Here is an 8,485-nt window from a genome sequence, read left to right on the forward strand (position 1 = left end):
AGATGACAGTTTGGTAGGAAAATTCTGGCAACCGGCGCGTCCACGCAAAAAACGGCGCCAGACCCGCCGTGATCGGTGGCTGTCCCGCACCAAATGGTACGGCCTTCCGGTTCTCGGGGTGCTTATCGGCACTTGGGCAACGCTGCGCTTCAGCCTGCTGGCCCCCAACCCGCCCGTCAACCCAGAAGATGTGTGCGACATTTTTCGGGAACACACGGTTTGGTATGACTACGCCAGTGATTCTCAGGCTCGTTGGGGTACGCCCATAGCCACCCAGATGGCTTTCGTTTACTACGAGTCTTCATTCCGTAGCCACGCCCAGCCACCCAGAACCAGGCTATGGGGGTTTATCCCCTGGAGCCGGCCTTCCACCGCATACGGATACGCTCAGGCTCTGGACCCAGCTTGGAGAGAATACCTTGCTGCCAATGGCGATGGTTTATTCACCGTGCGCACCGATATGGAGTACGCGCTGGATTTTGTCGGCTGGTACAACCACCTTACCAACCGGCAACTCGACATCCCCTTTCACAGCCCGCGCCGGCTCTACCTGGCCTACCACGAAGGCCGGGGTGGTTACGCCCGAAAAACCTATGCCCGCAAGCCGACGGTAACGGCTCTGGCTAAAAGGGTCCAGAACCGTGCCTTTCGTTACGACAACCAGCTCAAATCCTGTGAGCAGGAATTCCAGTGCTGGCACTGGTATCAATTTTGGCCATTCTGCGGCTGAAGGCGAATGGCTGAACCATCAGGCCCCCGGATTGAACTCAATAACAGACGCCTGAGCCTGCAGGCGCTCCACCAGAAACTCCATCACAATACGAACCCTGGCCATTTGCTGAGTATCGTGGTGTACATGCAACCAAAGATCGACACTTTCACCTTCTATCGGGTCTGAAAGGCGGCGCAGTTCTTTAGCGCTTTCACCCAGATAACATGGCAAAACAGCCAAGCCAGCCCCGGCCCGAGCCAGCGTGTGCATTGCATGCAAGCTATTGCAGCGAATCACCGAGCTCACGCTTTTCAGTTGCTTGCGGTACCACCGCCCTGTTGCCAGGTGGCTGAAGGTGTCATCCGGAATAATCCAGATGCACTCGTCTGCATGGTTCTCAATGTCCATATCGCGGTTACGCCGGCAATACGCGGCAGAACCGTAAACAGCCGACTCAATTGAAGCAATGCGCTCACCCTCCAGAGTTGCCTGAGGTTTGTTTTCGGGGCGCAAGGTCAGATCTGCCTCACGATGGCTGAGGTTTGCTACGTCGTTATCCGTTAACACTTCCAATTCAATGTCTGGAAACTCGCGCACCAGTTCTGCCAGAACTGGCCCAAGCAATTCGCTCATCATCGTGTCTTCTGCCGCCAAACGGACTCTGCCTACTGGCGCCGAATCCTGCCCTACCAGCTTGCGTTCGAGATTCTCCATCTCAACCGACAGCTTTGCGGCATTGCGGAATGCGGTTTCCCCTACCGGAGTCAGCTGCAATCCATCACGGTTTCGTTCAAAAAACTGCACACCCAACGATTCTTCCATTTGGTCTAACCGACGCAAAACCGTTGTTTGGTGCACACCCAGTATTTCTCCGGCTTTAGCGAGGGTTCCACCTATTGCCAGAGCGTGTATATATCGAAGATAATCCCAATCCATAAGCTACTGCGTATTTGCAACGTGGGTAGGGATTTTAACGTATTTAAACTGCATAAAAACACCTTTAGTATTAACTTAAATTCGGACAAGCCCCGTAATTAACTCACCAGATAAGGAGGAAGTCGCTATGACTCATACACATATCGCAACCGTACAACCGCTACCATCCAGCATCCTCCATAACAGTACTGCGGTGAGAAGCCAGCATACTCGTGCGGCGGCTAAGATGGCAGTTCAGTTCATGAGCCGTAAACTGCGTTCCTTTAATCGCAAGGCCGTAGCTGTAACAGACCTCGCTCAAATGCAGGGTGGTCACTGATAAAAGTTGAGCAAACCCAAAGAGCTGCACTGAATAGTGCGGCTCTGAACGATTAGCCCGACTGAAAACGCCGGAGCTTCCTTTACAGGAGGCACCGGCGTTTTGCATTATACGATCAAAATTTCCCAGATCACTTCTTTCTGCTACCCGCCCAACGCAACGACTGATTGGCCAGACGGAATGCTATCGCCGAAAACGGGTTTCTAGCACCACCGACGAGTTGGTGCGCTCCACGCCGCCAAGGTTGCCAATGTCATCTAACACGGTGCTTAGCTCTTCAAGAGATTGCGCTTGCACAATCGCAATCAGGTCGTATTCCCCACTTACCGAGAAAAGCTGAGATACACTGCTCATACCTTCCAGAGCCGAGTTTGTTCGCGCAGTCAGCTTTTGCGCGACTTTGATTAAAACATGGGCCTGTACCTGGCTGGCCGTATAAGCGCCCCCCAACTGAACCGAGTATCCGCTAATCACGCCGCTGGCTTCCAGCCGTGCAATACGGTTCTGCACGGTTGAACGCGATAGATACAGAGCCTTGGCCAGATCCGTAATGCTGACTCGAGCATTTTTTCTTAGCAGCATCAGCAGCTTCTGATCTTGCTTTCCTATCATTCCGCTCACCCTGTTAGTCACTATGCTAAATAGAGTAGCGCATTTCGCTCAAATTGCAGCTGCAATTTGACAGGGCATCCATTCATACTGTCCCAAAACAATGTCAGGTTGCAGCCCATGATCATTCGACCAGTTAGCGACAAGGATCTGGATGCGCTTTTCCAGATAGCCATGGAGTCCGGCCCAGGATTTACCTCTCTGATGCCAGACAAAGATGCCTTGGCTCTTAAAGTTGCGCATTCCATGGCAAGTTTTGAGCGCCGGGTTACAACGCCAGACGACGAGCATTACCTGTTTGTACTGGAAGACGAGCAAACCGGGGATATCTTGGGAACGACTGGCATAGAAGCTAACGCCGGCCATACCCGACCCCTTTATCATTTTCGGCGCAACACGGTTACCCATCATTCGCGAGATCTTGATCTTCTCCGAAGCGTAGAAACACTCACTCGCTGCAATCACTACACCGGCTATTCTGAAATCTGCTCTTTGTATTTGCGGCCAGAATTTCGTCAAGCCAATGCGGGCAAACTTCTTTCCCGGGTGCGTTTTCTGTTTATGGCACTGCACCCGGAACGCTTTTCAGACAAGGTAATTGCCGAAATGCGCGGCGTTTCCAATACAGCTGGCCAGTCGCCCTTTTGGGATTGGCTGAAAACTCATTTTGTTGATATGGAGTTTGACCAGGCAACTCATTTGGTTGGCTCAGGCTACACGGATTTCATTGAAGAGCTCATGCCATCTCACCCGCTTTATACCTGCCTGATGAGCTCGGATGCCCGCGCCGTTCTGAGCCAGGTGCACAACCACACCCGGCCAGCACTTAGAATATTGGAATCCGAGGGATTTCAGCACAAAGGGTTCGTAGACTTGTTTGATGGCGGGCCAACCGTTGAATGTGACCTGTCGGATATTGGCAGCGTGAGATCCTCTTCTGCCTGCGTGGTGAAAATTGACGACACCGCCGTGGGAACCAACCGTAGCGGCGAGCCCACTAGCTACCCGCAAAACGAACCAACATTGATTACCAATACGGGTATCGCGGATTTTCGGGCAACCATCACATCCCGCGTATCGGCTGCATCAATCCCTAATAAAGCAGGCCGCCAAAGGCCAGAAGCTTTAACTGTCCCTTCGGCCCTTGCTGAAAAACTACGCCTTGGAAACGGCAGCCTCGCTCGTATTCTGTCTTTAAACCAGGTTAAGCGTGCACAAACCCGATACATGGCCACGGAGTTAAGCTATGCATACTGATCACACTGTTTTATTCGAAAACCTCTGGCAGAATTACCAAAACGTTACACCTTCGGCTGCACACATTCACCGGCTTTTAGGTGCCGAAGAAGGCCGCGCGATTATCAACGATCATATCGCGCTGCGAACGTTCAACTTGGCGCCCGTTGGCCTAGACGCTCTTGCAGAGCACTTTCTTACCCTGGGCTACCGGGAAGGGGGCGAGTACCACTTCAAAGGCAAAAAGCTTTACGCCCGACACTATGAACACGAGGACCCAAAAGCTCCGAGAGTGTTCATTTCAGAGTTACTCACAGAGCAATGCTCACCGGAACTTCAGGCACTGGTAAACAAACTGGTTAAGGGGATAACAAAAGAACAAGTTCACGCAGACACTTTTTTATATTCCGGTCGGCATTGGGAACTGGATTACGACACCTACCGTGAGCTATTGAAGGAGAGCGAATATGCCGCCTGGCTTGCGGCCTGGGGCTACCGAGCAAATCATTTCACCGTAAGTGTGAACCATCTGCACAACTTTGAGACAGTCGCTGACATAAACCAGCTGTTGAAAGACAACGGCTTTTTGGTGAATGGGTCCGGCGGTGAGGTAAAGGGCTCCCCTGACGACCTGCTTGAACAGTCCTCCACCATGGCCGATCGGGTTTCAGTGCGGTTCAGCGACCGGGAAATGACTATCCCCAGCTGCTATTACGAATTTGCAAGGCGCTACCCAACACCCGGCGGTACTCTTTACAACGGCTTTGTCGCTGCCTCTGCCGATAAAATCTTTGAGAGCACCGACACCGGCATGTAAGAGTTTTGAAGGGCGTCAGCATGCAAGCCTGCAGAGGCTGATTACTCAGCGTTACAAAGAGATAACTTTCTACAACGGTGCCACCCACCTTTATTGTCTACTTTTTAAACATCAGCACACCCAAAATACAACTGGTTTGACACGGCCGGAAGCTTCACAACAACAAAAATGCGATGGTGGCGCCTGCGGGCCTGCCTCCACTAAGGAGAAAACATGTCTGCATCTGCCAATTATCTCGGCGAACGCACCCAGGATTCGGGCGAGCTGCTTGATGAAATCATGCCTTCGGCTATCACGCTTGCCATGATGCTACGCCATAAAAAAATGGCTGCCTGGCTACGTGCTGAGCTAGAAGGTTATCAAGATCATGATGCTGCGCCGCTCTATCGCAGGAACTTACCTGGCCATATTGTGGCGAAATCCCCGCAATACGGTTGGATACCCGCCCCTGTAAGTGACCAACAAACACAGGAATATGGTCATCTTGATCTGATTGATGGCACCAAGTCCCTGGAAAAAATCTGCGTTAATAGCAAAAAAGGCGACGGTAATCGGCTACTGCTAGACGAAGATGATATGGCTGTTCTGCAAAAACAGATTAACTTAACTGCAGAGCTGGCAATCAACCTGAGCCGCGACGTTTACTCACGCCTACTGAAAACTGTAAGAGGCGCAATCTATCTGTGGACACAGGAGCTACTGGCAAAAGGTCTTGCAGGAGAACACAACCATTACAGCCCTGAAGAGCGGGCACAGGTGGCTGAGTTAGACACGCCTGAGCATTTCTGGCGCAAAGCCATGAACGAAGTAGACACCCTCCCCATTCCCGATGTGCGCTCTGCTGGCTTCTTCGAACGGATGTTTGGGCGGGCAAGCTGAGCTAAACTAACCCCTTGTTCCCGGACAATTCCGTTTTGTTCATTGCAACAAGGAGTTTTGATGAAGCCTATCGCCACGCTTCTGCTGGCCTGCCTGTTTACATTGGTGGGTTGTCAGTCGTTATCAGGTAACCATTCTGCTAGCGAGCCAAGCAACGAAAACCTGCCCTCCGTTGCGGAAGGGAAAAGCCATCACTCTATTTTTATCAGCGCCCAGCACTGCTTGAGCGAAAATTTGAGTGAACAGAGCCGGGTTCACTTTGGCCCCTGCCTCAAAATTGTCAGTGTCGATGGTGAAAGCCCCCGGGTTCGGGATGATGGCTTTATAGAGCTGCCCGCAGCTACGTCCATCATTCTGGGTACAAGCTGTGTTTACCGCCATGCTGATGGCACACCTATCCCTGCCACTATGGAAACAACAAACTTTCGTGTTACACCGCAAACGTTTACCAAGCCGGGCAAGCGCTGGTATCTGCATGCAAACAGAAAGGCCCGACAGGTAATTGGCTGCGAACCAACGCTGTCTCGCACAAAAAGCCCGACTGAGAAAACAGATTGAAACATCTGGTTTTGCGCGATGGCCGTAAACTAGCCTATACCGATGTTGGCGATTCGTTAGGCTACCCACTGATTTTTGGCCACGGAATGCCGGGCAGCCGGCTGCAGGGTGAGTTTTTCCACAAACAGGCGCTGCAGCACAGCTTCAGAATTATTACCCCTGACCGTCCCGGCATTGGCAACTCGGATTATCAGCCCGGGCGCAGGCTGCTGGATTACGCCAACGATATTGAGCAACTGGCAGATGCCCTCAAGTTAGAGAGATTCAGTCATTTTGGCTGGTCCAGCGGCAGCTCGCGCACACTTGCCTGCTGCTATAAATTAACAGACAGAGTGGATCTGGGCGTGTGCCTATCCGGCTACACAAACTTTTCAGAGTATGCGGGGCACCATAAGCTACTTGAAGAAACACGCTGGCCGGGGCCACGGCTGGCCCGCTATAGCCCCTGGCTGGTGAAGCTTGTAGCGCAACTGGTAGCCTATCTTTCTCGCCGTCACCCGGGGCTATATATGCGAGAAGCCAAACATCTGGTTAACTCAGCCGACCGGAACTTGCTGAGCTTATTACTCGAGGAAGACACTTTTCAACGCGATCAAATGCTTTGCCTCGAAAGCGGCGGAAAAGCGATTGCCACAGATCTTTTAGCCGAGCTTGAAAACTGGGGGTTCAGCCTGAAAGACGTACACACACCGGTTCTGATTTTTCAGGGGAAAGAAGACGCATTTGTGCGCGTAGACTACGCTAGGCATTTGGCCGGGCAACTTCCACGTGCAGAATTAACACTGATGCCCGACACCGGCCACCTGTATCCTTTGGCCGAAAACTTTCAAAGCCAATTATTCGCACGTATTAAGCTGGAGCTTGAACGTATGACCTTAAAAAGAAAAGCCCCGCTTTTATGACTACCGATATCAGTATTGTCTGGCTTGGTACACTGGCAAGCCTGCTAGCTGGCCTTGCAACCGGCATAGGCGCGCTGGCGATATTTTTCGTCAAATCCCTGACTGAACGGCTGCAGGACAGCATGTTGGCGGGTGCTGCGGGCGTGATGCTGGCCGCTTCCTTTTTCTCGCTACTGCTTCCGGGGCTGGAGCACGGTGAGGCATTACTGGGCTCAACCTGGGCTGCAGCACTGCTGGTTATACTCGGCATATTGTCCGGTGCAGGCGCTCTTTACTACATCCACCAGAGGCTTCCTCACGAGCACTTTAACCTTGGGGCAGAAGGCCCTGATGCGTCGCACATACGCCGCATCTGGCTCTTTGTTATCGCCATAACGCTGCATAATTTCCCGGAAGGTATGGCTGTGGGCGTTGGGTTTGCAGGGGGCGACGTGCGCAACGGTTATGTACTGGCCATGGGCATTGGCATACAGAACATTCCGGAAGGTCTTGCCGTTGCGCTTTCACTAATGGCTATTCAATACTCCCGGACCCGAGCTTTCATTATTGCACTACTGACCGGCCTGGCCGAACCCATTGGCGGGGTATTCGGTGCCACACTGGTATGGCTGGCAGAACCAATAATGCCTTGGACTCTGGGGTTTGCCGCCGGGGCCATGCTGTTCATTATCAGCAATGAAATCATTCCGGAAACACATCGCAACAGCTATAAAACCGTGGCGACTTTCTCACTGCTGGTAGGCTTTGTGGTGATGATGTTCCTGGATGCCACGCTGGGCTGAACATAACATAAGCGGGTATCTGAATGGCGCTCAGTCTGTCACACCTGCCAGATCAACAATATCTTCGTATTGGCGAAGCTGAACAACCCGCTCCGCAACAGGCTTGGAAGACAAGTTACAAACCTCATTAACCATGGCAGAGGCAACCGTTTTCGACTCAATGGCTCGAAACTTCTCCAACGGCCCCAAAAGAGCGCGGTTGATCAGCGGCATGGCCTTCGCACCCAGGGACTCTCCCAGGCGACTCTCAGGCCTGTTGCCAAGCAGCAAGCTGGGATGGTAAATCGACAAATAAGAATAGCCAAGCTCCTTAATGCTGTTTTCCAGCTCGCCTTTGACTCGATTATAAAAAATAGTCGATGAAGAAGATGAGCCTATGGCAGACATCAGAATAAACCCGTGGGCACCTGCCGTTCGGCCAAGCTCTGCCGCTTTCAGGCAATAGCCGTAGTCCACTTTACGAAATTGTTCCTGAGAGCCGGCTGTTTTGATGGTCGTGCCCAGGCAACAAATGATCACATCCACCGCAAAAAGCCCTGCGTAGTTTTCCATGCGATCAAAATCCATTACCTGCTGGTGCAACTTGGCGTTAACCGTTTTTAGCGGTTTACGAACGGGCACTACCACAGACTCAACTTCACGGCGGGCCAGCAGTTCGTTCAGAACAAATCCGCCAGTAAGTGTCAACGCCGGTTTAAAAGTGACCCACTTATCGGGAATATCGCCGGTTGAAAA

Annotated in this window: 10 protein-coding genes; 7 read left to right on the plus strand and 3 right to left on the minus strand. The window is 52.1% G+C overall.

Annotated elements, in window-relative coordinates; genetic code table 11:
* The first annotated feature begins 10 nt into the window (after positions 1 to 10).
* Entirely contained in the window at positions 11 to 730 is a 720-nt protein-coding gene (locus ACTH3S_RS04755) for a transglycosylase SLT domain-containing protein (protein WP_441807880.1), read from the plus strand.
* Positions 731 to 748: 18 nt separating this feature from the next.
* On the opposite strand, the gene ACTH3S_RS04760 is transcribed toward ACTH3S_RS04755, so the two are convergent.
* Positions 749 to 1,648 carry a LysR family transcriptional regulator gene (locus ACTH3S_RS04760; RefSeq protein ID WP_441807881.1) on the minus strand — a complete coding sequence of 300 codons (900 nt, stop codon included), beginning with the start codon at positions 1,646 to 1,648 and terminating at the stop codon, positions 749 to 751.
* A 502-nt stretch (positions 1,649 to 2,150) separates the two neighbouring features.
* The gene (locus ACTH3S_RS04765; protein ID WP_441807882.1) at positions 2,151 to 2,579 is read right to left on the minus strand and encodes an Lrp/AsnC family transcriptional regulator; all 429 of its coding nucleotides are present in this window, start codon (positions 2,577 to 2,579) and stop codon (positions 2,151 to 2,153) included.
* Between the two features lie 117 nt (positions 2,580 to 2,696).
* Between ACTH3S_RS04765 and ACTH3S_RS04770 the strand changes: the two genes are divergently transcribed.
* The 6 genes from ACTH3S_RS04770 (at position 2,697) to ACTH3S_RS04795 (ending at position 7,750) form a co-directional block, all read left to right on the plus strand.
* On the plus strand, positions 2,697 to 3,833 hold the full coding sequence (locus ACTH3S_RS04770; RefSeq protein ID WP_441807883.1) for an arginine N-succinyltransferase: 1,137 nt from the start codon (positions 2,697 to 2,699) through the stop codon (positions 3,831 to 3,833).
* Positions 3,823 to 4,629, plus strand: coding sequence for a DUF1338 domain-containing protein (locus tag ACTH3S_RS04775; RefSeq protein WP_441807884.1), 807 nt, complete (start codon positions 3,823 to 3,825; stop codon positions 4,627 to 4,629). Before ACTH3S_RS04770 ends, ACTH3S_RS04775 begins: the two co-directional genes overlap by 11 nt.
* Before the next feature lie 213 nt (positions 4,630 to 4,842).
* Entirely contained in the window at positions 4,843 to 5,508 is a 666-nt protein-coding gene (locus ACTH3S_RS04780) for an AbiTii domain-containing protein (protein ID WP_441807885.1), read from the plus strand.
* 60 nt (positions 5,509 to 5,568) lie between these two features.
* Complete coding sequence (locus tag ACTH3S_RS04785) at positions 5,569 to 6,066, plus strand: hypothetical protein (protein ID WP_441807886.1); 498 nt, start codon at positions 5,569 to 5,571, stop codon at positions 6,064 to 6,066.
* Complete coding sequence (locus ACTH3S_RS04790; RefSeq protein WP_441807887.1) at positions 6,063 to 6,968, plus strand: alpha/beta fold hydrolase; 906 nt, start codon at positions 6,063 to 6,065, stop codon at positions 6,966 to 6,968. The genes ACTH3S_RS04785 and ACTH3S_RS04790 overlap by 4 nt, the downstream gene beginning before the upstream one ends.
* A complete protein-coding gene (locus ACTH3S_RS04795) occupies positions 6,965 to 7,750 on the plus strand; it encodes a ZIP family metal transporter (protein WP_441807888.1) in 786 nt (261 codons plus the stop codon). Before ACTH3S_RS04790 ends, ACTH3S_RS04795 begins: the two co-directional genes overlap by 4 nt.
* Positions 7,751 to 7,780: 30 nt before the next feature.
* Here the strand turns inward: ACTH3S_RS04795 and ACTH3S_RS04800 are convergent, their stop codons facing one another.
* The gene (locus tag ACTH3S_RS04800; RefSeq protein ID WP_441807891.1) at positions 7,781 to 8,437 is read right to left on the minus strand and encodes an oxidoreductase; all 657 of its coding nucleotides are present in this window, start codon (positions 8,435 to 8,437) and stop codon (positions 7,781 to 7,783) included.
* Between the last annotated feature and the right edge of the window lie 48 nt (positions 8,438 to 8,485).

The organism is Marinobacter sp. (assembly GCF_052094685.1).
In the GTDB taxonomy this organism is placed as follows: Bacteria; Pseudomonadota; Gammaproteobacteria; order Pseudomonadales; family Oleiphilaceae; genus Marinobacter.